Raw genomic sequence first — 22671 nt, 5'->3', positions numbered from 1 at the left:
CCCCCCCCCCCCCCCCCCCCCCCCCCCCCCCCCCCCCCCCCCCCCCCCCCCCCCCCCCCCCCCCCCCCCCCCCCCCCCCCCCCCCCCACGCCCGTTCTCATTCGGCCTTCGGGGCGATCCTGGCCGGCCCGGCCTCCGGATCGGCGCGCAGCTTCTCCTGGAGCTGCCGGCGCGGTTCGGTGAGCCGCTGGGGGCCGCTCAGCGGGGGCACGCCGGAGACGCTCTGGCCGGGTGACTGCGGCGGCTCGTAGTGGGTGGGCGCGGTCATGGCGGTGTAGCCGGTGGCGGTGGCGATCACCGCGGTCAGCCCGAGGGCCCCGCGGCTCCACAGCCGTACGCGCCGCTCACCGCCGCCCCGTACGGCCGCCGCGGGGCGCGGGTCGAGCGGGGCGGCCGGCCGCAGCGCGGTGAACAGGTCGCGCAGCAGCGCGGACTGCTTCTCGGGCGGTACCTCGGCCAGCTCGGGGATCCGGTCGGCGAGTTCGGCGTGCGCGTGCACGAGGCGGATGCCGGCGGTGGGGGTGCTGGCCTCGGTCTCGGCGGCGGTGTCGGGAAGGTCGAGGCCGACGCCGTCGTAGAGCATGACGGTCCGGCGGTGGCGCGGGGGCAGCGCGAGCACGGCGGTGAGCAGGATGCGGTCGGCGGGATCGGCGGGGGGCGCGTCCTGCCGGCGGTGGGCGCGCCGGAACCGGTGCCAGGGGGAGAGGGCGTAGTCGTACGCGACCGCGCGCACCCAGCCCACCGGGTCCGGGTCGGTGGCCACCTCGGGCCACCGGGCCCAGGCGCGGGTGAACGCGCGCTCCACGGCCTTCAGGGCGAGGGTCCGGCGGCCGGTGAGCAGGTAGGTCTGCCGGGCCAGGGCGGGGGCGGCGTGGTCGTAGAGGGCGTCGAAGTCCGCGACCGGGCCTGCCATCGGGACCGCGGCCGGGTGCGCGGGGGGCGCGACGGGCTCGGCGGGCGCGTCCGCCGACGCGGGCGCGGCCGGCTGCTCCGTCCGGGGCGTCTCGGCCGCGGACGCCGTCCCGGCAGGGCCGTCTGACGTGGTGTCGGCGTGGTCCGGGGCGGTCGCGGGGGCCGCGAGGGCGGCCAGGAAGGCCGCGTACGCCTCGCGGTTGCGGCCGCGGGGGTCCGTGCGGCCCGTTTCCCAGGAGCGGACCGTCGCCGCGGTGACGCCCACCGCCGCCGCGACCTGCTCGTGCGTCAGATCGGCCGCTTCGCGCAGCCTGCGCCGCTCCTTGCTGGCGGGCAGGCTCAGCTCCGGGGCCGATGAGGAGGCCGTATCGACGTTGCGTGTCATGCCACACTCCCCGCGACCCGACCGCTCTGGGCGAAAAAGTACATAAACGTATATTGAGCGACACCACGGACATTCGCCTGTTACCCGTCCATAGCGCGTGTCGTTGGCACCATGGCGGGGTGACCCAAGTGACCGAACGCGAGACCTCGTTGCCGGCGGCCCCGCGAGCCGGCGCGCGGCGCCGTTCGCCCGCCGCCGCGGCATGTGTGGCGGGCGGCGCCGTGGCGGCCGGACTCGGGCTCGGCTTCCTCGCCGTGCTCGTCATCGTGCTGTGGATCAGTTCCCCCTACCCCGACAGCGGCCCCGGCGGCGCGCTCCACCTCGCCGCCGGGCTGTGGCTCCTCGCCCACGGGACGGAGCTGGTGCGGTACGAGACCCTGTCCGGCGTGCCCGCGCCCGTCGGCCTGACGCCTCTGCTCCTCGTCGCCCTGCCGGTGCTCCTGATGCGGCGGGCCGCCCGGCTGGGAAGCGCCGAGGAGGAGGATGAGGAGGTGCTGCCCGCCGGCGCCGTGTTCTCGGCCGTGCTCTGCGGGTACCTCACCGTCGGGGCCCTCGCCACGGTGTACGCGGCCGGCGGGCCCATGCCGGCCGACCCGATCAGCGCGGCCTGGCACGTCCCGCTGGTCGCCGTGCTCGCCGCCCTGGGCGGGGTGTGGGGGGCCAGGGGGCGTCCGCTCGGGCCGCTGCCGTCCTGGCTGCCGGGGGGCGTGCGGAGAGCCGTCGTGCGCCCCCGGTACGCGCTGGCGCTGCGGGCGGGAGCGGGCGGGGCGCTGGTCCTGCTCGGCGGTGGCGCGCTGCTCGTCGGTGCCTCGCTCGCCTGGCACGGTACGGAGGTGCAGACCTCGTTCCTGTCGCTGACCGAGGTGTGGTCGGGCCGGTTCGCGGTCCTGCTGCTCGCGCTCGCGCTGGTGCCGAACGCCACCGTCTGGGGTGCGGCCTACGCCCTCGGGCCCGGCTTCGCCCTCGGCGCCGACGCCACCGCCACACCGCTCGGCTTCGCGGGCCAGCCCGGGCTGCCCCCGTTCCCGCTGCTGGCGGCGGTCCCGCCCGAGGGGCCCGGGACCCCGCTGACCTGGGCGGTCGCCGGAGTGCCGGTGATCGCCGGGCTGGCGGTGGGCTGGTTCGCGGTCCGCCGGGCGCGTGAGGTCTCGTACGGGGAGACCGCGCTGACGGCGGCGCTGGGCGCGGTGGTCTGCGGGCTGATCATGACCGGGCTCGCGGCGGCCTCGGCGGGGCCGCTGGGCTCGCGGCGGCTGTCCGGCTTCGGGCCGGTGTGGTGGGCCACCGGGGCGGCGGCGTGCGCGTGGACGCTGCTGCTGGCGGTGCCGGTCGCGGTGGCGGTGCACGCCTGGCGGAACCGGCCGGCCAGGGGGTTGGCCGCGCTCGACGCGCTGTCCGCGCTGGACGTGGACGAGGTGGTGGACGACCGGTGGCACGACAGCGGGATGCGGGAGCTTCGGTGGGCGGCGATGCGGAGGGCCGCGGGGACGCTGATTCCGGAGATCGGGGCCGAGCCGGTGCCTGTGGTGGCTGCGGTGGCGGCTTCCGCTGCCGAGGCGCCTGTTGCGCGGGCGCCTCGGGCGCCTCGGGCGGTGACCGTCGTGTCCGGGCGGGGGCTGGATCTGACGCCGATCCTGATCGCGGCGAAGCCGGTGCCGCCGGCCGGGCCCTCGGCCCCACCGTTGGCTCCGCCGGTGGTGGGGGCGCGGGTGCTGGCCCGGCGGAAGCCGCCCGTCTGAGCCGGGTGCGGCGCCGTTCCCGGGGCGCCGCCCCGGACCCCGCGCCTCAAACGCCGGCGGGGCTGGATGTGCCGGCGTTGGTGGATGTGGCCGGCGAGGCTACTGGCGGACCTTGAGGACGTCGCCCAGGACGTTGTCCGGGAGGAGGGAGTTGCACTGGAGTTCCGCGGACTTCGTGAGGGCCTCGTCGCGGCAGACGTAGAAGTCCTTGTACGCGAGCTGCAGCCCGTACGAGCTCATCGCCAGCAGGATCGCCAGTGAGGCCGTGACCAGGCCGCTCACCGCCGCCGTGCGCTGGGGGCGGGCCGCCGGGCCGAGGGCGTCCAGGCCGGTGGGGGCGCCGGGGGCGGCCGCCGCCGCGGGCTTGCCGCGCAGGGCGCTGATCCCCCAGTACAGGGCGAGCGCGCCCAGCAGCAGGCCCACCGACGGGATGCCGAAGATCCCGAAGAAGAAGCCCCACATGCCGGCCAGCAGCGCATAGCGGGCACGGCGCTGGATCGGGTCCGTCGGGTCCCAGCGCGCCGGGCCCCGCCGGCCGTCGGAATCCCCCGGGCCCTCCCCGTTCCCGCCGTCACCGCCGTTGCGCGGTTGCCAGGGCTGGTCGGGCCGGCCTTCCGGCGGTGCCGCGAAGGGGTTGTCGTCGGTGGGGGAGTCGGGCTGACGGCGGTCCGGCATCGGGTGTGTTTCTTCCCCTGTGTCAGGGACGTCGTGGTGACGTCGTGTCGAGGTGAGGCCAGTTTGCGACTTGTATGCCAGACGCTACCGCCCGGCCGTCCCCCCGTCCCTCGGGGGCCGTCCGGTGTGCCGGTATCGTTGCAGGCGGTCGGTGGCTTCGTATGGTTCCCCGTATATCGGTACCCCGAAGTTTCGTATGACCACACAAAGACGAACACCGCAATTCCCGCGAGAAAGGGCCTCCCATGGCCGCCTCCCGCCTGGTCGTGCTGGTCTCCGGCTCCGGCACCAACCTCCAGGCCCTGCTCGACGCCATCGACGCCCATCCCGGCGGATCCGAGGGCTTCGGCGCCGAAGTCGTCGCCGTGGGGGCCGACCGCAAGGGCATCGCCGGCCTGGAGCGGGCGGAGAAGGCCGGGATCCCCACCTTCGTCTGCCCGGTCAAGGACTACGCGAGCCGTGCGGAGTGGGACGCCGCCCTCACGGAGGCCACCGGCGCCCACGCGCCGGACCTCGTCGTGTCCGCCGGATTCATGAAGATCGTGGGCAAGGAGTTCATCGACCGCTTCGGCGGCCGGTTCATCAACACCCACCCCGCCCTCCTCCCCGCCTTCCCCGGAGCGCACGGCGTACGGGACGCGCTCGCCTACGGCGCGAAGGTCACCGGCTGCACGGTCCACTTCGTGGACAGCGGCGTGGACACCGGTCCGATCATCGCCCAGGGTGTGGTCGAGGTCAGGGACGAGGACGACGAAGCCGCTCTCCATGAGCGCATCAAGGAAGTCGAGCGCCAGCTGCTCGTCGATGTCGTGGGGCGCCTGGCCCGGCACGGCTACCGCATTGAGGGACGAAAGGTAACAATCCAGTGACCGCCGCAGACATCGCAGCGAGCAACGACCCGACCACGACCCAGCGGCCGATCCGGCGTGCGCTCATCAGCGTCTACGACAAGACGGGACTGGAAGAGCTGGCCCGCGGGCTGCACGAGGCGGGCGTCGCGCTCGTCTCCACCGGCTCCACCGCCTCGAAGATCGCCGCGGCCGGGGTGCCCGTCACCAAGGTCGAGGAGCTGACCGGCTTCCCCGAGTGCCTGGACGGCCGCGTCAAGACCCTGCACCCGCGCGTGCACGCCGGCATCCTCGCCGACCTGCGCCTGGAGGACCACCGCAACCAGCTCGCCGAGCTGGGCGTCGAGCCCTTCGACCTGGTGGTCGTCAACCTGTACCCGTTCCTGGCCACCGTCCAGTCGGGTGCCACTCCCGACGAGTGCGTCGAGCAGATCGACATCGGCGGTCCCTCGATGGTCCGCGCCGCCGCCAAGAACCACCCGTCGGTCTCCGTCGTCACCAGCCCCGAGCGCTACGCCGACGTGATCGCCGCGGCCCAGGGCGGTGGCTTCGACCTCACCGCCCGCAAGCGGCTGGCGGCCGAGGCCTTCCAGCACACCGCCGCCTATGACGTGGCCGTGGCCTCCTGGTTCACGAACGCGTACGCGCCGGAGCCGGAGGCGGTCCTGCCGGAGTTCCTCGCGGGCGCCTGGGAGCGCAAGTCGACCCTGCGCTACGGCGAGAACCCGCACCAGGCCGCCGCGCTCTACACCGACGGGCAGCCGGGCGGGCTCGCCAACGCCGAGCAGCTGCACGGCAAGGAGATGTCCTTCAACAACTACGTGGACACCGAGGCCGCGCGCCGCGCCGCCTACGACCACGACGAGCCCTGCGTCGCGATCATCAAGCACGCCAACCCGTGCGGCATCGCGGTCGGCGCGGACGTCGCCGCCGCCCACCGCAAGGCGCACGCCTGCGACCCGCTGTCGGCCTTCGGCGGCGTCATCGCCGTCAACCGCCCGGTGACCGTCGAGCTCGCCGAGCAGGTCGCCGAGATCTTCACCGAGGTCATCGCGGCCCCCGCCTACGAGGACGGCGCGGTCGAGGTACTGGCCAAGAAGAAGAACATCCGCGTCCTGAAGGTCGACGGCACCCCGCACCAGCCGGGCGACCTCAAGCCGATCTCGGGCGGCACGCTGCTCCAGCAGTCCGACGTCTTCCAGGCCGAGGGCGACGACCCGGCCAACTGGACCCTCGCCACCGGCGACGCCCTCTCCGAGGCCGAGCTCGCCGAGCTGGCCTTTGCGTGGAAGGCCTGCCGGGCCGTCAAGTCCAACGCGATCCTGCTCGCCAAGGACGGCGCCTCGGTCGGCGTCGGCATGGGCCAGGTCAACCGCGTCGACTCGGCGAAGCTCGCCGTCGAGCGGGCGGGCGCCGAGCGCGCGCAGGGCTCGTACGCCGCGTCCGATGCCTTCTTCCCCTTCCCGGACGGGCTGGAGATCCTGACGGCCGCGGGCATCAAGGCCGTGGTCCAGCCGGGCGGTTCGGTCCGTGACGAGCTGGTCGTCGAGGCCGCGCGGAAGGCCGGCGTGACCATGTACTTCACCGGGACCCGGCACTTCTTCCACTGATCACCGGTACCCGGCCGACGGCGAAGGCCGCGTTCCGCAGTGCGGGACGCGGCCTTCGCCGTGTGCGTGGGAGGGCTCAGTACTGGGGGCGCCGGAAGTAGTCGCCCGCCTTCGCGAGGCCCACGATGACCGTGATGCCGAGGGCGAGAGAGACCAGGGACGGCAGTGCGGCGATCAGGGTGAAGCCGGCCGGGGTGTGCTCGTCGGCGCTGAGCGCGACCATGTTCCCGAGCAGGCCGACAGCGGCGAAGAGGACCTGCAGCGATCCGTAGATGATGCCGGAGACGCGGACGCCGCCGCGGCCCTTGGCCATCTTGGCCGCGGTCAGGATGGGCCACAGGGCCAGGCCGATGAAGAAGAGGCCGATGACGACGCCCACGGTGCCGGCGATGGCCCCCGCGTCCTCCGTGGAGCTGGAGTAGCTGGAGTCCGAGAGCGCCGCGGCGAACACGGCGCCGCCGATGATGAAGAACAGGCCGCCCAGCACCTGCAGGCCGCCGATGATGAAGAGGATGACGCGGGCCGCCTTCGCGCCGCCGGGCATCTCGTGGAACGGGGCGCCCGGGTATCCGACGGGACCGCCCGGGTACGCCTGCGGGGCCTGCTGGGGGTAGGCGTAGCCGCCCTGCGGAGCCTGCTGCGGGTAGCCGTAGCCGGGCTGGCCCTGCGGGGCCTGGGGCGGCTGCTGTCCGTACGGATTGTGCGGGTCGCCGAAGCTCATCTTGGGGTGTTCCTCCGTGGAAGTGCGGGGACGCACGGCATGAGCGCGGAGGAATCCTGCACGGTGCGGTCCGCCCCCCGGCACTGCCCGCGGCACTCAGTCGTTTCATCGTCGTCCTGCGGCCGGGGCTTGTCCAGTTCGTTACGGAGCGGCCGGTCACTTGTTGTGCAAGTGCAATGAACCCTGCACACCGGCGAGCGCCTTGACTGGAACCGGGGCCACCTCATCCGGGAGGATGGGGTCATGACCGCCCAGATTCTCGATGGCAAGGCCACCGCCGCCGCGATCAAGTCCGAACTGACCGCCCGCGTGGCGGCCCTGAAGGCCCGGGGCATCACCCCCGGCCTCGGCACCCTGCTGGTCGGGGACGATCCCGGGAGCCGCTGGTACGTCAACGGCAAGCACAAGGACTGCGCCGAGGTCGGCATCGCCTCCCTCCAGCGCGAACTGCCCGCCACGGCCTCCCAGGAGGACATCGAGGCGGTCGTACGGGAGCTCAACGCCAACCCGGACTGCACCGGCTACATCGTCCAACTCCCGCTCCCCAAGGGCATCGACACCAACCGGGTCCTGGAGCTGATGGATCCGCTGAAGGACGCCGACGGCCTGCACCCCATGTCGCTCGGCCGGCTGGTGCTGAACGAGCCGGGCCCGCTGCCCTGCACCCCGTACGGGATCGTCGAACTGCTGCGCCACCACGGCGTCGGGATCAACGGCGCGCACGTGGTCGTCCTCGGCCGCGGGATCACCGTGGGGCGCTCCATCGGCCTGCTGCTCACCCGCAAGTCCGAGAACGCCACCGTGACGCTCTGCCACACCGGTACGCGCGACCTCTCCGGGCTGCTGCGCCAGGCGGACATCATCGTCGCGGCGGCCGGCGTCCCGCACCTGGTCAAGCCGGAGGACGTGAAGCGGGGCGCGGCCGTGCTCGACGTGGGCGTCAGCCGCGACCAGGACGGGAAGATCGTCGGTGACGTGCACCCCGGCGTGGCCGAGGTGGCCGAGTGGATCTCCCCGAACCCGGGCGGAGTCGGCCCGATGACCCGGGCCCAGCTACTCGTCAATGTCGTCGAGGCGGCGGAACGGACCACCAGTGCAGGCTGAACGGGACGCGGAGCACTCCGGGCGCGCGGGCGGCGGCGGCGCGGCCGCGGCGAACGGCACGCCCGTCCCCTCCGGCGATCCGGTCACGCCCGTCACCCCGGGCGCGGCCGGCCCGGCCGGCGCGATCGCCGCGCCCGCGGACGAGGCGCGCCGGTCCCGCCGCTTCCCGTCCATCACCCGCGACACCGCCCGTCCCGAGGGCAGCGGCCGCGCCGTCCCGGGGGCCGTGTCCACGCCCGCCCGTCAGTGGCCGATGCTCAGTGTGCTCGCCGCGACCGCGGCCGGGCTGCTGGCCACCGCGGTGGGGCATCCGAAGCTCGGCTGCCTGGCGATCGGCGTGGCCCTGATCGCCGCCTCCGTGATGCGGCGCGTGCTGCCCTCGGTGGGGATGCTCGCGGTGCGCTCCCGCTTCACGGACATGATCACGTACGGGCTGCTGGGCGTGGCGATCACGCTGCTCGCGCTGGTGATCGAGCCCAAGCCGTTGCTGGAGATCCCGTTCCTGGAGAGCGCGGTCCGCTTCACCGTGCGGTGAGGCGGCCGGTGCGGTGGGCGCCGTAAGCGCCGTAAGCGCCGTGAGCGCGGCCAGGGCGGCCGCGTCGGCCGACTGGGTCTCCGTGCCCGCCCGGACGAGTGCGTCCAGCGTCCGCCCGGGCCGGGCAGCTCCCGTACGGCGGCGCCGGGCGGCGGGGCGTCGCGCAGCAGCTTCGGCAGCATCGACACGGCCCGTCCGGTGGCCACGAGCCACAGCCCGGCCCGCAGGTCCCCGCACTCGTGCCCGATGAGCGGGGTGAACCCCTGGCCCGCGAGCCCCTGCTCACCGGCGCCGTGGCCGCCCTCGCCAACGGCGCGGTCGAGGCCTTCGTACGGGCCGCGGCCATCGAACTGCCCGGCCGCCGGCGCATCAACGCCGTCAGCCCCACCGTCTTCGAGGAGTCCCTCGACGCGTACGGGGACACCTTCGCGGGATTCGACCCGGTGCCGGTGGGCCGCACGGCGAACGCCTGCGTCAAGTCGATCGAGGGCCACCGGACGGGCCGCGTCCTTCTGGTCGAGTAGGCGAAACGGGGGACGAACGGGGGTCCTGGAACCGGCTCCGCCTTCGAAACGGCGGGGTCCGTGTGCCACGCACCACAGGGACCCGGGGGTTGGCCCGCTTCCGGGTCGGATAGCCTGACCGCGGATGTCTCTTCACGTCAAGATTTACAGGGGAGCGGCGTCCTCCAGCACATGGGGCAGGGACGCCCCACCGCCAGCTGTCTAAACGGAGAAGGCCATGACCCGCACTCCTGTGAATGTCACCGTCACCGGCGCCGCCGGCCAGATCGGCTACGCGCTGCTCTTCCGCATCGCCTCCGGTCACCTGCTCGGCGCGGACGTGCCGGTCAAGCTCCGTCTTCTGGAGATCCCCCAGGGCATGAAGGCCGCCGAGGGCACCGCCATGGAGCTCGACGACTGCGCCTTCCCGCTGCTCAAGGGCATCGACATCTTCGACGACCCGAACCAGGGCTTCGCCGGCGCCAACGTCGCGCTGCTCGTGGGCGCCCGCCCGCGCACCAAGGGCATGGAGCGCGGCGACCTGCTCTCCGCCAACGGCGGCATCTTCAAGCCGCAGGGCGCCGCGATCAACGCGAACGCCGCGGACGACATCAAGGTCCTGGTCGTGGGCAACCCGGCCAACACCAACGCGCTCATCGCGCAGGCCGCCGCCCCGGACGTACCGGCCGAGCGCTTCACCGCGATGACCCGCCTGGACCACAACCGCGCGATCTCGCAGCTCGCGCAGAAGACCGGCGCCGCCGTCTCCGACATCAAGCGCCTCACCATCTGGGGCAACCACTCGGCGACCCAGTACCCGGACATCTTCCACGCGGAGATCGCCGGCAAGAACGCCGCCGAGGTCGTCAGCGACGAGCAGTGGCTCGCCGACACCTTCATCCCGACCGTCGCCAAGCGCGGCGCCGCGATCATCGAGGCGCGTGGCGCGTCCTCGGCCGCCTCGGCCGCCAACGCCGCCATCGACCACGTGCACACCTGGGTCAACGGCACCGCCGAGGGCGACTGGACCTCGATGGGCATCCCGTCGGACGGCTCCTACGGCGTCCCGGCCGGTCTGATCTCCTCCTTCCCCGTCACCTGCACGGACGGCAAGTACGAGATCGTCCAGGGCCTGGACATCAACGAGTTCTCCCGCACCCGCATCGACGCCTCCGTCCAGGAGCTGTCGGAGGAGCGCGACGCGGTCCGCGAGCTCGGCCTGATCTGATCCGTCCTTCCCGCCGAGGAGTGCGAACACCTCGGCGGGAAGCGCGGACCCAAGCGCCCCGGCCCCAACCGGCCGGGGCGCTTTGGCGTGTTTACGCCTGTCGAATGATGTAGGGGAAATCTAAGGTCGGTCGGTGACCGAGAGCCCGATTCCCCCTCAGCCCACCGGCGGGCGGCAGGACGACCTCCACCGCGGCCGTCCCCCCGTCGAACCCGCGTTCAGCGAGGCCGGCCGCTTCCTGTGCGCGGGCACCTACCTCGACGCCGGGTACCGCGATCGGGTGATCAAGGAGCTGTACATCCACGAGGAGCGGATCGTCGCGCCCTCCTACGGGTTCGACGCCTCACGCGTCCTCGCCCACGCCCTCCGCGCCCGCCGCGCCGAACTCGGCTGGGCGCTCGGCGTACTCGGCGCCTGGTTCGTGGGTTCCGTCCTGACCGGGGGCGCCCTCGCGCTGCTGCTCGTCCCGTTCCTGCTGCTGAGCCTCGCCGGCTGGCTCAGGGCGCGGTCCGGCCTGCTGGCGCGCCTCCTGTCCGTCGTGGTGCGGATCTACGCCTGGTGGAACCTGGCCGTCATCGTGATCCTGGTCCTCGGGATCTGGCTGGCCCTGCTCGGCGCCTTCGACGACACGCTCGGCGGTCCGGTCGGCCTCGGCGCCCTGATCTTCTCGCAGGGCATCGGGGGCGCGGCGACCGGATTCGTCATCGGGTGGGTGCCGGCCGTCTTCGCCGCGGTCGTCACCGTCGTGGGCCTCCAGCGCGGGTACGTCGCCCGGACCATCGCCAACGACCTCAACCGGGACCGGTACGCCCACCGGCCGGCCGATCCCGCCGAGGTCGAGGTGAACGTACGGTTCGCGCGGGTGCGGCGGCGCATCATCGACGAGCAGCACTCGCCGCTGATCATGTACGACATCAACGACCCCTTCGCCGGGGCCGGTCAGGCCTACCGCCCCTGGCAGCAGTGCTTCGAACTGCGCCCCCGCGAGGACCTGCCCGCCGGCACCACACCGGAGCCGCTCACCAACGCCCGCATCCTGGAGGGGATCGTCCCGCTGGTGGAGCGGCTGCGGGTGCCCTCGCCGCACGGGTCCCCCGAGGCCCAGGCCGCCGTATTCGACCGGATGCAAGAGCTGGTCGTCGACCAGTGCGTGTTCCTGCCCGGCGACGGGCTGGGGCACCGCGACGAAGGCCCGCACCTGCGGGCGGACTTCGAGACGCACCGGGCCGTGGCCATCGAGGAGGGCGGCGAACGCCGCCGGCACTTCCTGCGCATCCGCGTCGGCGGCTGGGACGAGAACATGGTCGTCACCCTGTTCGTACGGGTCCACACCCAGGGCGGCATGATGATGGTGGAGCTGGCGCCGCACGTGCTGCTGCCCGTCCACGTCGCCTTCCACAACGCCGACGCGGACGCCCACCGCTACCTGAACAACAACCGGTTCGGGAAGGCGGTCTGGGCCCTGCGCCACACCCCCGGATCCTTCACGGCCTCTCTCGTCACCCTGGGCCGCGGCATCGCGAGCTGGGTGAAGATCGCGGCCGGCGGTCACCGCGGGGCCCGGCCGGAGGGACCGCGCGTGTCCGTGCGCGAACTCGCCTCGCAGGACAACGGCTCGCTGTTCCATCTCATGGACCTCGACAGGTACTTGAAGACCATTCAGGACCGGGTCGTCGCCGGTATTACCTTGGTCCTGCACGAAGGCGGCTGGCACACCGAGGCGTTCGCGCAGCGCGCCGGCATCTACCTCGCCGAAGGCGCCACGTACGTGGGGGCGATGTACGGCAGCGCGGCCAGCTTCGGCGGCAGCGGCAACCACAACAGCACACACAGGGGGAGCCATGGCGACAGATAGCGGAAGCGGGAGCGGCAGCGGGCCGGAGCCCGGAGTGCGGATCGGCAGCTTCCACGACAGCGCCGTCAGTTTCGGCGGCTCCAACAACACCAACACCGTCCACCACGGCGGTACGGGAGCGAGCGCACCCGACGCGGCGCAGCTGCTGGAGGCGGTGCTCACCCTGCGCGAGGCGCTCGTACGGGAGGCACCCCGGGGCGCCGACCGAACCGCCCTCGACGCCGAACTGGACGGGATCGCCGAGCAGCTGGAAGGCGCCGAGACGATCCGCCCCGGGCTGCCCGCCCGGCTGCGCGCGGCGCTGGCGCGGTGGGCTCCGCTGGTGGAGTCGGTGAGCGCGGCCGCTGCCCTGGGCAGCCTGCTCGGCGCGCTGGGGGGCTGAGCCGTGGCTCCGGCACAGCCGCCGTCCGGGCCGCGCCGCTGGGACGCCCAGGCTCAGCGCTGGGTGGTGGACCAGGCCCCGGCGGGGCCGCCGGCCGGGCCGCCGCCGGGCCTGCCGCCGGTTCCGCCGCAGCCGTCGGGCGCGCCGCCGTACGACCCGCTCGGGCCGGGGGCGCCGGCCCCGCCCCCGTACGGGGCGCCGACCGCGCCGCAGCCGCCGTACGGCTCCGACCCCGGATACCCGCCGCCCGTACCGCCGCAGCCCGGTCACCTGCCGCCCTCCGGCGGGCCGCGCGGCCGGTGGCGGACTCCGGTGACGGCGGGCATCGCGGTCGCCTCCGTCGCGATCGGCGCCGGGGCGGTGTGGTTCCTGGCCCGTGACACGGACGACGCGAACCGCGCGGGGAAGAACGGGACGGTGGCCTCGGGCACGCCGTCCTGGTCCGGCGGGGAACCGTCCGGGACGGGATCGCCCACTGCCTCCGGCTCCCCGACGGGCGGGACCGGTACGAGTCGCAGTCCGGGCCCGAGTCCGAGTCCGACCGGCACCGGGCCCGGGACAGGGGCGGGGGCCCACGAGACCAAGCAGGACCCGGCGGGCTTCACCGTCGCCGTCCCGGCGGGCTGGGTGCGGGAAGAGCTCAAGGAAGGGGTCTTCTACCGCTCGGCCGACCGGACCGCGCTGATCCAGGTCTTCCGGGTCTCGGAGCCGGAGCTCAGCCCGCTCGAAGCGGTCACCCAGGCCTCCGGCTACCTGCGGAGCGCCACCCGGGGGTACCAGGAGGTGCGCGTCGGCCCGGTCCCCGGCGGCTCCGGGGCGGCCGAGCTCGTCTACCAGTACGACAGCGATGAGTCGCACGGGCTGCGGCGCGGCGTCGAACGCGTCCTGTTCGCGTCGGACGGCGGCAAGTGGGCGGTGCTGACCGCGGGCCCGGCCGCCGAGTGGCAGGTCACGCAGGAGCACCACGCGGCGGCTCTGGCCGCGTTCCGGCCGACGGGCTGACCGGCTGACCGGCCGACCGGGTTTGCAGGCGGGCCCGGCCGGCGTGGCCCTGCACGGCCTGTCGAGCTTCCGGCACCCGGAGGCGGTTGCGCTGCCCGCGCGGGATGCGGTGGTCGTGGGCTACGGGACGCCGTCTGACAGCGCGTGGTCCCCGACGCTGGCCGCCCTCGCCGCCGCCCTTCCCTGACGGGGCTGCCCGCGGCCCGGCTGCCGGGGCTCGGGGCGGAGCCCCGGCACGACGGGCCGCAGCTGGCAGACGGGCCAAGACAATCGCCCTGGTCACCCTCCCGGGGACGGAGGGGCCGGTTCGCCGAAGCGGGCCAGGGCCAGGGAGCCGGCGACCGCTACCACGAAGCCCGTCACCGCCAGCCAGGCCAGGCCCTCGCGGGTGCGGTCGCCGAGCCAGGCCACGCCCACCACCGCCGGGCCGATCGTCTCGCCGAGGACCATGCCCGCCGTCGCCGCCGTCACCGAGCCGCGCGCGAGCGCGGAGGTGAGCAGCAGGAAGGCCGCGCCGCCGCCCAGCAGGAGTGCGTACAGGGCCGGGTTGCGCAGGTCCCACGGGGAGTCGATGAGCCGCACCGAGACCTCGACCACCCCGAAGCCCGTCCCCGCGGCGAGGCCCAGGACCAGTGCCCGCGGCCCGTCCGGGAGCCGCCCCGCCACCGCGCCGACCACCAGCACCAGTCCGGCCACCGCCAGCAGCCCCAGCTCCAGCGCGAGCGACCCGGTGCCCGAGCCCTCCTCCCCGGCGGCGAGCCCGAGCATCAGCAGCCCCGCGCACACCACCCACACCGCAGCCCACTCGGTCCGGGCCAGCCGCACCCGCAGCAGCCGCGCCGCGACCACCGCCGTCACCGCCAGGCTCGCGGCCAGCGCGGCCCCCACCGCGTAGATCGGGACATGGCGCAGCGCGATGATCTGGAGGACGAAGCCGACCGCGTCGAGGCCGAGACCCAGCAGGTACCGCCACTGCCGTACGGCGCGCAGGAACAGGGCCGCGTCCACCCCGGACCCCGAGCCCGGCTCCGCCGCCCGCGCCGCGACCGCCTGCAGAACGGACGCCGTACCGAAGCACACCGCCGCACCGAGTGCGCAAACCATCCCAATGAGCACGAACTGACTCTAGGTCACGGATCTCACGGCGGCCGGATTCCATCGGCCGGGGCCACCGCTCTACTCTGTCGGCAGCACGCCAGGCCCCAGGGGGAGCAGCAGACATGGACAGCAGCAGCACCAATCAGCGCCGTATGCGCTCCGGCGCGGTCGCCCTCGGCGGCATGGGCCTGCTCGCGGCCACCCTCGTGGCCTGCGGCAGCAGCGACGAGCCCGACAAGCGCTGCGCCTCCCGCTCCACGCTGGAGCACCTGAACAACAAGGAGTGCAAGAGCGGCGGCCGCGGCGCCTACTACTACGGCGGCTACGTCAGCAGCGGCAAGGTCTCCGGCGGCAGCTTCGACAAGTCCGCCGTCACCCGCGGCGGCATCGGCGGCCACAGCAGCTCCGGCTCCAGCGGCGGCTGAGGAAACCGGACCCCATGCAGAGGCACACCATCGAGCCCCGCCCCGGCTGGCAGAAGACCGTCGAGGAGCAGGGGCTCATCTATCCCCTCACCCGCTACCCCGACGACTCCCTGCGCCCCTACTGGGACGAGAGCGCGTACTACTCGTTCTCCCTCCCCGAGGTCGAGGCCCTGGAGAACGTCGTCGAGGAGCTGCACGCCATGTGCCTGGCGGCGGCCGCGCACATCGTCGAGCACGACCGCTTCGCCGACCTCGGCATCACCGATACCGGGCTGGCCGCGCTGATCGCCGAGTCCTGGCGCCGGCGCGCCGAACAGCCCTCTCTCTACGGCCGTTTCGACCTGCGCTACGACGGCTCCGGCAGCCCGGCCAAGATGCTGGAGTACAACGCCGACACCCCCACCTCCCTCGTGGAGGCGGCCAGCCCGCAGTGGTTCTGGATGGAGGACCGGTTCCCCGGCGCCGACCAGTGGAACTCCCTCCACGAGCGCCTCGTCGACGCCTGGCGCCGCCAGGCCGAGCTGCTGCCGCCCGGCCCGCTGCACTTCGCGCACTCCGAGACCGACGAGCTCGGCGAGGACCTGATGACGGTCGCCTACCTCCAGGAAACGGCGGAGCAGGCCGGCCTGGCCACGCACGCCCTCTCGGTCGAGCAGATCGGCTGGGACAGCCTGTCCGGCCGGTTCGTGGACGAGAAGCTCGGCTTCATCCGCAGCTGCTTCAAGCTCTACCCGTGGGAGTGGCTGGCCACCGACGCGTTCGGCCCGCAGGTCCTCGGCACGTACGACCACGGCGGCGGCACCGGCACCACCTGCTGGATCGAACCCCTGTGGAAGATGCTGCTCTCCAACAAGGCGCTGCTGGCGATCCTGTGGGAGCTCTTCCCCGAGCATCCGAACCTGCTGCCCGCCTACCTCGACGGACCGCGCGAGCTGGCCGAGGCCGGATCCGCCGGCTACGTGGCGAAGCCCCTCCTCGGCCGTGAGGGCGCGGGCGTCACCCTGCACGGACCGGGCGAGGGCGGCGAGCCCTTCGTACCGGAGGAGGGCGAGCGGTACTGCTTCCAGGGCCTGGCCCCGCTGCCCGACTTCGACGGCAACCGGGTGGTGCTCGGCGCGTGGGTCGTCGAGGACGAGGCGGCGGGGCTCGGCATCCGCGAATCGGCGGGGCCGGTCACGGACGAGTACGCCCGCTTCCTGCCCCACGTGATCCTCTGAGCCCTGTCCGGGGGCTCAGGCCAGCACCGCCCGGAGCTGGTCCAGCCCCCAGTCCAGGTCCTCCTTGCTGATCACCAGCGGCGGGGCGAGCCGGATGGTCGATCCGTGGGTGTCCTTCACCAGCACCCCCCGGTCCATCAGCTTCTCGGAGATCTCCCGGCCCGTCCCGTGGCCCGGGGCGATGTCCACGCCCGCCCACAGCCCGCGGCCCCGTACGGCGGTCACGGCGCCCCCGCCGACCAGCAGGCCCAGCTCGTGGTGCAGGTGGTCGCCCAGCTCGGTGGCGCGCTGCTGGAACTCGCCGGTCCGCAGCATCGCGACGACCTCCAGGGCGACGGCGCACGCGAGCGGGTTCCCGCCGAAGGTGGACCCGTGCTGCCCCGGCCGGAACACCCCGAGCACGTCCCGGTCGGCGACGACGGCCGACACCGGCACCACGCCGCCGCCGAGCGCCTTGCCGAGGATGTAGACGTCGGGGACGACCCCCTCGTGCTCGCAGGCGAAGGTCTTCCCGGTCCGCCCCAGCCCCGACTGGATCTCATCCGCCATGAAGAGGACGTTCCGCTCGCGGGTCAGTTCCCGTACGCCGCTCAGGTACCCGGCGGGCGGCACCAGCACCCCCGCCTCGCCCTGGATCGGCTCCAGAAGCACGGCCACGGTGTTCTCGGTGACGGCATGGGACAGCGCGGTGAGGTCCCCGTACGGGACGATCTCGAAGCCCGGCGTGTACGGACCGAAGTGGTCGCGGGCGTCGTGGTCCGTCGAGAAGGAGACGACGGTCGTGGTCCGGCCGTGGAAGTTGTCGGCGGCGACCACGATCTTGGCGTGCCCGTCCGGGACGCCCTTGACCTCGTAGCCCCACTTGCGGGCGGTCTTCACCGCCGTCTCCACGGCCTCCGCGCCCGTGTTCATCGGCAGCACCATCTCCTTGCCGCAGAGTGCGGCGAGCTCGGTACAGAAGTCGGCGAACCGGTCGTGGTGGAAGGCGCGCGAGGTGAGCGTGACCCGCTCCAGCTGGGCCCGGGCGGCATCGATCAGACGCCGGTTGCCGTGCCCGAAGTTGAGGGCGGAGTATCCCGCGAGCATGTCGAGGTATCTGCGGCCCTCCACGTCGGTCATCCACGCACCGTCCGCGGACGCGACGACGACGGGCAGCGGATGGTAGGTGTGCGCGCTGTGCGCGTCAGCGGAGCGGATGACATCAGCAGTTGTCGACACGGGGTCTCCGATCGTCCGTCTTGCCCGGTGCGGCGGTGACGAGGGTGGCGTCACCCTTCTTATCGTCGTCTTCTTATCGTCGCTCTGATGCCGGATGCAGAAACCTTCCGCGTCGCGCGGCGGCCGTCGCGCGCCCGCTAAGGTGGGCGGTACGCACGGCGACTGGCGCACGGAGAACGAACTCCGGGGGAGTCGTGCGCGTTCGACCGCATTCAGGGCCGCTCGCCTGGGCCTCGCGGGGTACCGATCACATCGACCCCGGAGGAGCCCGCCATGTCCGCGAGCCGCCATCCCGCCCTTCTCGCGACCGACCCCGAACTGGCGTCGTTCGTCGCGGCGGAGGAAGTCCTCCAGGCGCAGACCCTGCGCCTGATCCCCAGTGAGAACTACGTGTCCGCGGCCGTCCTGGAGGCCTCCGGCACCGTGCTGCAGAACAAGTACAGCGAGGGCTACCCCGGCCGCCGTTACTACGAGGGCCAGCAGAACATCGACCGCGTCGAGGCCCTGGCGGTCGAGCGGGCGAAGGGCCTGTTCGGCGTGGACCACGCGAACGTGCAGCCGTACTCCGGCTCGCCGGCCAACCTGGCCGTGTACCTGGCCTTCGCGAAGCCGGGCGACACCGTGATGGGCATGGCCCTGCCGATGGGCGGCCACCTCACGCACGGCTGGGGCGTCTCGGCGACCGGCTCGTGGTTCCGGGGCGTGCAGTACGGCGTCCAGGCCGACACCGGGCTCATCGACTACGACGCCGTGCGCGACCTGGCGCTCGCCGAGCGGCCCAAGCTGATCTTCTGCGGCGGCACCGCCCTGCCGCGCACGATCGACTTCGCGGCCTTCGCGTCCATCGCCGAGGAGGCGGGCTCGGTCCTGGTCGCGGACGTGGCCCACATCGCGGGCCTGATCGCGGGCGGCGCGCACCCGTCCCCGGCGGGTCACGTGGACGTCATCTCCACCACGACGCACAAGACCCTGCGCGGTCCGCGGGGCGCGATGCTGATGTGCCGCGAGGAGCACGCGAAGGCCATCGACAAGGCGGTCTTCCCGGGCCTCCAGGGCGGCCCGCACAACCAGACGACGGCCGGCATCGCGGTGGCGCTGCACGAGGCGGCGCAGCCGTCGTTCGTCTCGTACGCGCACGCGGTCGTCGCCAACGCGAAGGCGCTGGCGGCGGCGCTGCTGGAGCGGGGCTTCGACCTGGTCTCGGGCGGCACCGACAACCACCTGATCCTGATCGACCTGACGGGCAAGGACGTGCCGGGCAAGGTCGCGGCGAAGGCCCTGGACCGGGCGGGGATCGTGGTGAACTACAACACGGTGCCGTTCGACCCGCGCAAGCCGTTCGATCCCTCGGGGGTGCGGATCGGTACGCCGTCGCTGACGTCGCGCGGGCTGTCGGCGGAGCACATGCCGGTCGTCGCCGACTGGATCGCCCGGTCCGTGGACGCCGCGGCCAAGGGGGACGAGCCGGCCCTGGCCGCGGTCCGCGCGGAGGTCGCCGACCTGATGGCCGCCTTCCCGGCCCCGGGGCTCCCGCTGTCCTGACCCGCGGACTCGCTGCTGGGGCTCCGCCGCGGGTGTGGGCGGCGCCCGCCGAGCCCCGCGCAGCGGTAGGCGCACGCCCCGTCCGGAACGGAAAGCGGTCGCTCGGCCGGGGCTGGATCCGGACGCACCGCTACCGCCCGGTACCCCGGAGCCGTGGGGACCGGGTCGCCGCGACCCGGAAGGATCCGGCCAGTGGCGGGCCCGAGCCCGCCCCCGCACCTGAGAGAATGGGGCCATGGCTTCTGATCGTCCTCGCGCGCTCTCCGGCATCCAGCCCACCTCCGGTTCGTTCCACCTCGGGAACTACCTCGGAGCCATTCGCCAGTACGTCGCCCTCCAGGAGACGCACGACGCGTTCTACATGGTCGTCGACCTGCACGCGATCACCATGCCGCAGGATCCGAAGGATCTCCGCGCGAACACCCGCCTCTCCGCCGCGCAGCTGCTCGCCGCCGGCCTGGACCCCGAGCGCTGCACGCTCTTCATCCAGAGCCACGTGCCCGAGCACGCCCAGCTCGGCTGGGTCATGAACTGCATCACCGGTTTCGGCGAGGCCAGCCGGATGACCCAGTTCAAGGACAAGTCCGCCAAGGGCGGTGTCAACAGCGCCAGCGTCGGCCTGTTCACGTACCCGATCCTGCAGGTCGCCGACATCCTGCTGTACCAGGCGAACGCCGTCCCCGTCGGCGAGGACCAGCGTCAGCACATCGAGCTGACCCGAGACCTCGCCGAGCGCTTCAACCAGCGCTACGGCCGGACCTTCACCCTGCCCGCCGCGCACATCGTCAAGGAGGTCGCGAAGATCTACGACCTCCAGGACCCGGCGATCAAGATGTCGAAGTCCGCGTCGTCCCCCAAGGGCCTGATCAACCTCCTCGACGAGCCCAAGGTCACCGAGAAGAAGATCAAGAGCGCGGTCACCGACACCGAGGCCGAGATCCGCTTCGACACCGAGAAGAAGCCCGGCGTCAGCAACCTGCTCACGATCTACTCCACCCTCACGGGCGAGACGATCGCCGAGCTGGAGGCGAAGTACGAGGGCAAGGGCTACGGCGCGCTGAAGACCGACCTGGCCGGTGTGATGGTCGATTTCGTCACACCGTTCAAGCAGCGCACCCAGGAGTACCTGGACGACCCGGAGACGCTGGATTCCATCCTGGCCAAGGGCGCGGAGAAGGCCCGTGCGGTCGCCGCCGAGACGCTCGCGCAGGCGTACGACCGCCTCGGCCTGGTGCCCGCCAAGCACTGACGAACGCAACTACGGACAGAGGGCCCTGGCAAGAACGGGGGTGCTGCCGCCACACTGGGGCGGCAGCAGTCCACAGCGACAAGCGGAGGAGAGATACGTGGGGACCGTAACGCTCGGCGTTTCGATCGCGGTCCCGGAGCCGTACGGCAGCCAGCTCCAGCAGCGGCGCGCCGGCTTCGGGGACGCCGCCGCGCACGGCATCCCCACGCACGTCACCCTCGTGCCGCCGACCGAGGTGGAGGCGGACCGGCTCCCGGCGATCCGGGCCCACCTTGCCGAGGTCGCGGACGCCTCCCGCGCCTTCCGGATGCGGCTCGCCGGGACGGGGACCTTCCGCCCCCTCTCGCCGGTCGTCTTCGTCCAGGTCGTCGAGGGCGCCGCGGGCTGCACCCGCCTCCAGGGCGAGGTCCGCGACCCCCACGGGCCGCTCAGCCGCGAGCTGGCCTTCCCGTACCACCCCCACGTCACCGTCGCCCACGGGATCTCCGAGGAGGCGATGGACCTGGCGTTCTCGGCCCTGTCCGAGTACGCCGCCGAGTGGCTGTGCGAGGGCTTCGCGCTCTACGAGCAGGGCTCGGACGGGGTCTGGCGCAAGCTGCGCGAGTACCCCTTCGGGACCGGTGCGATCGGCGTGCCGCCGCAGCCGGGCTGCCCCGCGGGCGAGGCGGCGGGCGCCACCGGGGCCACCGCGCTGCCCTCCTGACGGAGCGGGCGCAGGGTCAGCCGGGCGGTGCGCCGGGCACGGAATCTCAGCCTTCGCAGGACCAGCGTGTGGAACGGGCGACCGTCAGGGCGCGCTTCGGAAAAAGTCACAGTCGACGACCGTAGTACCCAAAACAGACAATCCCGGCTATTTACGTCGGCTCATTTACGGTGACCCCATGGACTGGTTGAGGAAACTCCCGGTGATCGGGCCGCTCGTGGCCCGTCTCATGCGGACGCACGCGTGGCGTTCGTACGAGCGCCTCGACCGCGTGCACTGGACCCGGCTCGCCGCCGCCATCACCTTCATCAGCTTCCTCGCGCTCTTCCCGCTGATCACCGTGGCCGCCGCGGCGGGCGCGGCGCTGCTCAGCGAGAAGCAGCTGGACCAGCTGGAGAAGAACCTCTCCGAACAGGTCCCCGGCATCTCCGACCAGCTCGACATCGGGGGGCTCGTCGCGAACGCGGGCACCGTCGGGCTCGTCGCCGGTGCCCTCCTGCTGTTCACCGGCATCGGGTGGGTGGGCGCGATGCGGGACTGCCTGCGCGCCGTGTGGGACAAGGACGACGAGGACGACGGGAATCCCATCGTCCGCAAGGGCAAGGACGGGCTCGTCCTCCTCGGCCTCGGCGGGGTGGGTCTGGCCTCGGCCGCGGCCTCGATCTTCGGCTCCTCGGCGGTCGGGAAGTCCGCCGAGTGGCTGGGCATCCCGCGCGAGGGCGCGGGCGGCGCACTGCTGCGCGCCGCCGCCTTCGTCGTCGGCGTCGTGGCCGCCTTCCTGGTGCTGCTCTACCTCCTGACCCTGCTCCCCGGGGTGGAACCGCCGCGCCGCCGCCTGATCGAGGCGGCGCTCATCGGCGCGGCGGGCTTCGAGCTGCTCAAGCTGCTGCTCAGCGGCTACATGCGGGAGGTCGCCGCGAAGAGCATGTACGGGGCCTTCGGCGTACCGATCGCCCTGCTGCTCTGGATCAACTTCACGGCGAAGCTGCTGCTGTTCGTCGCGTCCTGGACGGCCACCCGCGGCGAGGACGAAAGCCCGAAATCCGAGGTGAGGGGCGCCTGAAACCCGTTCGGGTGAACCCAGGGCTCGGCCCCGGCAGGCGTGGGTAGTCCTGCCGCGAGGTTCCGTGCACGATGCAACGGGACCGATCGTCCTGGCCGCCCCCTGGAGGGCCCATGTCCGCACGCCGTATGCGCAAGCTCCTCACCACGACGGCCGCCGCCGTCCTTCTCACCGTCGCGGGGGCCGGACTCGCCGCCCCCGCGAGCGCCGCCGCCCCCGCCGCCGCCCCGAGCGTGGTGCGGCAGGTCAAGGCGCCCGCGTTCTACGCCGGCGGGGTCTGGTACCTGTTCCAGACCAATGCCACGGTGCGCGTGGACCTGACGCAGGACGGGAGCGGGCGCCTCTTCGGTACCGTCTCGTCCGGGAACACCGTCGGGACCCTCCGGGAGGGCTCCGTGGACGGCAACAACATCTACTTCGTCGTCGGCTGGAACCACGGACCCGTCGGGCGGTACACCGGGTCCCGGGGCACGGACGGACGCCTCTCCGGCATCACCGTCGACCTGACCAACCCGTCCAGCCAGGCCACCTGGTACACCCAGCGCAGCTTCTGACCGACGGTACGGACGGACCCGGGGGGGGGGGGGGGGGGGGGGGGGGGGGGGGGGGGGGGGGGGGGGGCGGGTGGGGGGGGGGGGGGGAGGTGGCGAGGTAGGG

At 73.2% G+C, this 22671-nt stretch carries 22 protein-coding genes and 1 riboswitch; of the genes, 17 read left to right on the top strand and 5 right to left on the bottom strand.

Translation table 11 applies throughout. The features are described from left to right. Positions 1-97 precede the first annotated feature (97 nt). Positions 98-1297 (bottom strand): helix-turn-helix domain-containing protein, encoded by a 1200-nt coding sequence (locus ACZ4VT_RS29490; RefSeq protein ID WP_467954167.1) that lies wholly within the window; start codon positions 1295-1297, stop codon positions 98-100. A gap of 119 nt (positions 1298-1416) precedes the next feature. Here ACZ4VT_RS29490 and ACZ4VT_RS29485 point away from each other — a divergent pair, with 119 nt between their 5' ends. Next, on the top strand, positions 1417-3036 hold the full coding sequence (locus tag ACZ4VT_RS29485; RefSeq protein ID WP_467954165.1) for a cell division protein PerM: 1620 nt from the start codon (positions 1417-1419) through the stop codon (positions 3034-3036). A gap of 99 nt (positions 3037-3135) precedes the next feature. Here ACZ4VT_RS29485 and ACZ4VT_RS29480 read toward each other — a convergent pair whose 3' ends face one another. Then, a complete protein-coding gene (locus ACZ4VT_RS29480; protein ID WP_467954163.1) occupies positions 3136-3711 on the bottom strand; it encodes a hypothetical protein in 576 nt (191 codons plus the stop codon). 245 nt (positions 3712-3956) lie between these two features. On the opposite strand from ACZ4VT_RS29480, the gene purN reads away from it, so the two are divergent. Then, positions 3957-4580, top strand: a complete 624-nt coding sequence (gene purN / locus ACZ4VT_RS29475) for a phosphoribosylglycinamide formyltransferase (RefSeq protein WP_030710495.1) — start codon at positions 3957-3959, stop codon at positions 4578-4580. Continuing rightward, positions 4577-6169, top strand: a complete 1593-nt coding sequence (purH, locus tag ACZ4VT_RS29470) for a bifunctional phosphoribosylaminoimidazolecarboxamide formyltransferase/IMP cyclohydrolase (RefSeq protein WP_365478390.1) — start codon at positions 4577-4579, stop codon at positions 6167-6169. Before purN ends, purH begins: the two co-directional genes overlap by 4 nt. Before the next feature lie 76 nt (positions 6170-6245). On the opposite strand, the gene ACZ4VT_RS29465 is transcribed toward purH, so the two are convergent. Then, positions 6246-6890 carry a hypothetical protein gene (locus tag ACZ4VT_RS29465; RefSeq protein ID WP_467954160.1) on the bottom strand — a complete coding sequence of 215 codons (645 nt, stop codon included), beginning with the start codon at positions 6888-6890 and terminating at the stop codon, positions 6246-6248. A gap of 243 nt (positions 6891-7133) precedes the next feature. Between ACZ4VT_RS29465 and ACZ4VT_RS29460 the strand changes: the two genes are divergently transcribed. From ACZ4VT_RS29460 to ACZ4VT_RS29430, 7 genes are all read left to right on the top strand, one after another. Next, positions 7134-7994 (top strand): bifunctional methylenetetrahydrofolate dehydrogenase/methenyltetrahydrofolate cyclohydrolase, encoded by an 861-nt coding sequence (locus ACZ4VT_RS29460; RefSeq protein WP_467954158.1) that lies wholly within the window; start codon positions 7134-7136, stop codon positions 7992-7994. Beyond that, positions 7984-8529, top strand: a complete 546-nt coding sequence (locus tag ACZ4VT_RS29455) for a DUF3017 domain-containing protein (RefSeq protein ID WP_467954156.1) — start codon at positions 7984-7986, stop codon at positions 8527-8529. The genes ACZ4VT_RS29460 and ACZ4VT_RS29455 overlap by 11 nt, the downstream gene beginning before the upstream one ends. Positions 8530-8768: 239 nt before the next feature. Beyond that, entirely contained in the window at positions 8769-9053 is a 285-nt protein-coding gene (locus ACZ4VT_RS29450) for a Rossmann-fold NAD(P)-binding domain-containing protein (protein ID WP_467954154.1), read from the top strand. A gap of 217 nt (positions 9054-9270) precedes the next feature. Beyond that, a complete protein-coding gene (locus ACZ4VT_RS29445) occupies positions 9271-10260 on the top strand; it encodes a malate dehydrogenase (RefSeq protein WP_467954153.1) in 990 nt (329 codons plus the stop codon). A gap of 133 nt (positions 10261-10393) precedes the next feature. Continuing rightward, positions 10394-12115, top strand: coding sequence for a hypothetical protein (locus ACZ4VT_RS29440; protein WP_467954151.1), 1722 nt, complete (start codon positions 10394-10396; stop codon positions 12113-12115). Continuing rightward, a complete protein-coding gene (locus ACZ4VT_RS29435; protein ID WP_467954149.1) occupies positions 12102-12497 on the top strand; it encodes a hypothetical protein in 396 nt (131 codons plus the stop codon). The genes ACZ4VT_RS29440 and ACZ4VT_RS29435 overlap by 14 nt, the downstream gene beginning before the upstream one ends. 3 nt (positions 12498-12500) lie before the next feature. Beyond that, positions 12501-13499: a hypothetical protein gene (locus ACZ4VT_RS29430; protein ID WP_467954147.1), complete on the top strand. Its 999-nt coding sequence runs from the start codon at positions 12501-12503 to the stop codon at positions 13497-13499. A 279-nt stretch (positions 13500-13778) separates the two neighbouring features. Here ACZ4VT_RS29430 and ACZ4VT_RS29425 read toward each other — a convergent pair whose 3' ends face one another. Beyond that, positions 13779-14603 (bottom strand): DMT family protein, encoded by an 825-nt coding sequence (locus tag ACZ4VT_RS29425; protein WP_467954183.1) that lies wholly within the window; start codon positions 14601-14603, stop codon positions 13779-13781. Between the two features lie 116 nt (positions 14604-14719). Between ACZ4VT_RS29425 and ACZ4VT_RS29420 the strand changes: the two genes are divergently transcribed. Further along, on the top strand, positions 14720-15022 hold the full coding sequence (locus ACZ4VT_RS29420) for a hypothetical protein (RefSeq protein WP_030710521.1): 303 nt from the start codon (positions 14720-14722) through the stop codon (positions 15020-15022). Between the two features lie 14 nt (positions 15023-15036). Next, positions 15037-16239 (top strand): glutathionylspermidine synthase family protein, encoded by a 1203-nt coding sequence (locus ACZ4VT_RS29415; protein ID WP_467954145.1) that lies wholly within the window; start codon positions 15037-15039, stop codon positions 16237-16239. A gap of 15 nt (positions 16240-16254) precedes the next feature. Here ACZ4VT_RS29415 and rocD read toward each other — a convergent pair whose 3' ends face one another. Next, the gene (rocD, locus tag ACZ4VT_RS29410; RefSeq protein ID WP_362800531.1) at positions 16255-17457 is read right to left on the bottom strand and encodes an ornithine--oxo-acid transaminase; all 1203 of its coding nucleotides are present in this window, start codon (positions 17455-17457) and stop codon (positions 16255-16257) included. Between the two features lie 148 nt (positions 17458-17605). Further along, a riboswitch (ZMP/ZTP riboswitch) is annotated at positions 17606-17696 on the top strand. A 34-nt stretch (positions 17697-17730) separates the two neighbouring features. Here rocD and ACZ4VT_RS29405 point away from each other — a divergent pair. The 5 genes from ACZ4VT_RS29405 to ACZ4VT_RS29385 all read left to right on the top strand — a co-directional run bounded on the left by ACZ4VT_RS29405 (position 17731) and on the right by ACZ4VT_RS29385 (position 22568). Next, complete coding sequence (locus ACZ4VT_RS29405; protein WP_467954143.1) at positions 17731-18999, top strand: serine hydroxymethyltransferase; 1269 nt, start codon at positions 17731-17733, stop codon at positions 18997-18999. A 235-nt stretch (positions 19000-19234) separates the two neighbouring features. Further along, entirely contained in the window at positions 19235-20248 is a 1014-nt protein-coding gene (trpS, locus tag ACZ4VT_RS29400; RefSeq protein WP_383565304.1) for a tryptophan--tRNA ligase, read from the top strand. Between the two features lie 97 nt (positions 20249-20345). Beyond that, entirely contained in the window at positions 20346-20951 is a 606-nt protein-coding gene (locus tag ACZ4VT_RS29395; RefSeq protein WP_467954140.1) for a 2'-5' RNA ligase family protein, read from the top strand. A gap of 178 nt (positions 20952-21129) precedes the next feature. Beyond that, a complete protein-coding gene (locus tag ACZ4VT_RS29390) occupies positions 21130-22014 on the top strand; it encodes a YihY/virulence factor BrkB family protein (RefSeq protein WP_467954138.1) in 885 nt (294 codons plus the stop codon). A 113-nt stretch (positions 22015-22127) separates the two neighbouring features. After that, positions 22128-22568, top strand: coding sequence for a hypothetical protein (locus ACZ4VT_RS29385; RefSeq protein ID WP_467954136.1), 441 nt, complete (start codon positions 22128-22130; stop codon positions 22566-22568). Positions 22569-22671 lie beyond the last annotated feature (103 nt).

Source organism: Streptomyces sp. NPDC029164 (assembly GCF_055563995.1).
The sequence above is the reverse complement of the archived record's forward strand: the minus strand, read 5'-3'. Positions and strand labels throughout refer to the sequence as shown.

Coding starts and splice junctions, on each gene's coding strand:
- ACZ4VT_RS29490 (WP_467954167.1), bottom strand. CDS start 1,297: ATGACACGCAACGTCGATACGGCCTCCTCATCGGCCCCGGAGCTGAGC.
- ACZ4VT_RS29480 (WP_467954163.1), bottom strand. CDS start 3,711: ATGCCGGACCGCCGTCAGCCCGACTCCCCCACCGACGACAACCCCTTC.
- purN (WP_030710495.1), top strand. CDS start 3,957: ATGGCCGCCTCCCGCCTGGTCGTGCTGGTCTCCGGCTCCGGCACCAAC.
- ACZ4VT_RS29465 (WP_467954160.1), bottom strand. CDS start 6,890: ATGAGCTTCGGCGACCCGCACAATCCGTACGGACAGCAGCCGCCCCAG.
- ACZ4VT_RS29460 (WP_467954158.1), top strand. CDS start 7,134: ATGACCGCCCAGATTCTCGATGGCAAGGCCACCGCCGCCGCGATCAAG.
- ACZ4VT_RS29445 (WP_467954153.1), top strand. CDS start 9,271: ATGACCCGCACTCCTGTGAATGTCACCGTCACCGGCGCCGCCGGCCAG.
- ACZ4VT_RS29435 (WP_467954149.1), top strand. CDS start 12,102: ATGGCGACAGATAGCGGAAGCGGGAGCGGCAGCGGGCCGGAGCCCGGA.
- ACZ4VT_RS29425 (WP_467954183.1), bottom strand. CDS start 14,603: ATGGTTTGCGCACTCGGTGCGGCGGTGTGCTTCGGTACGGCGTCCGTT.
- ACZ4VT_RS29420 (WP_030710521.1), top strand. CDS start 14,720: ATGGACAGCAGCAGCACCAATCAGCGCCGTATGCGCTCCGGCGCGGTC.
- ACZ4VT_RS29415 (WP_467954145.1), top strand. CDS start 15,037: ATGCAGAGGCACACCATCGAGCCCCGCCCCGGCTGGCAGAAGACCGTC.
- ACZ4VT_RS29405 (WP_467954143.1), top strand. CDS start 17,731: ATGTCCGCGAGCCGCCATCCCGCCCTTCTCGCGACCGACCCCGAACTG.
- trpS (WP_383565304.1), top strand. CDS start 19,235: ATGGCTTCTGATCGTCCTCGCGCGCTCTCCGGCATCCAGCCCACCTCC.
- ACZ4VT_RS29390 (WP_467954138.1), top strand. CDS start 21,130: ATGGACTGGTTGAGGAAACTCCCGGTGATCGGGCCGCTCGTGGCCCGT.
- ACZ4VT_RS29385 (WP_467954136.1), top strand. CDS start 22,128: ATGTCCGCACGCCGTATGCGCAAGCTCCTCACCACGACGGCCGCCGCC.